Consider the following 900-nt stretch of genomic DNA (forward strand, 5'->3'; position numbering starts at 1 on the left):
CTCCTCGACCGGGTCGCACTCCGCGTCGCACCCGGCAGGCTGGATGCCGCCGAACGTGAACTCGTCGAGTTGGCGCCGGGCTTGCGGGCGGATGAGTTGAACCGGCTCCTCGCCCGTGCCGAAGCCGACCTCGACCCCGCTGGTGTCGAACCGAGACACGACCAGGCGCGCGCGGAACGATCGCTGATCCTTCAAGAACGCGACGGGATGGTCCACCTCACCGCGAAACTCGACGTCGAGACCGCCGCCCCGATCAAGACCGCGATCGAAGCGATGGTGACCCAGACGTTGCGCCGCAACGAACACGCCGACGACGCCGAACGCGACGACCGATCCGTCAGGCAGATGCAAGCAGACGCCCTCGCCGACCTCTGCCGTCACGCGATCGGCTGCACCACTGTCCCCACCGGGCCCGTCACCACCGTCGTCGTCCGCATGGACCTCGACGACCTGCTCCGCCGCGTCGACGACGCCGGGGCGGTCGGTGCTGGTGCCACGGACGCGGCGGGGGTCGCGACGATCGACGGGATCGACCAGCCCGTCCCCGCCGCCGCGATCCGGCGGATGGCCGCCGACGCGCAGGTCATCCCGTGCGTCCTCGGCGGCGACAGCGACATCCTCGACTGGGGCAGAACGAAACGCCTCTTCACGCCCACCCAGAAACTCGCGCTCATCGAACGCGACGGCGGCTGCGTCTCTTGCGGGGCGCCACCCGGCTGGTGCATCGTCCACCACATCGACTGGTGGGAACGAGACACCGGACCCACCGACCTCACCAACGGGGTGCTGCTGTGCACCGCCTGCCACCACCGCATCCACGACGACGGCTGGAACCTGCGCGTCGACGGCACCGGCACGACCGCGACCGTCTGGCTCACCCCACCCACCTGGATCGACCCC

Annotated in this window: 1 protein-coding gene; it reads left to right on the forward strand. The window is 70.2% G+C overall.

What is annotated here, in order from left to right:
* Positions 1-81: 81 nt before the first annotated feature.
* A partial coding sequence (locus ACSF8R_RS14600) for a DUF222 domain-containing protein (protein WP_434812455.1) occupies positions 82-900 on the forward strand: 819 nt, incomplete at its 3' end.

It is taken from the genome of Microbacterium sp. bgisy189, from assembly GCF_965345345.1.
Lineage (GTDB): Bacteria > Actinomycetota > Actinomycetes > Actinomycetales > Microbacteriaceae > Microbacterium.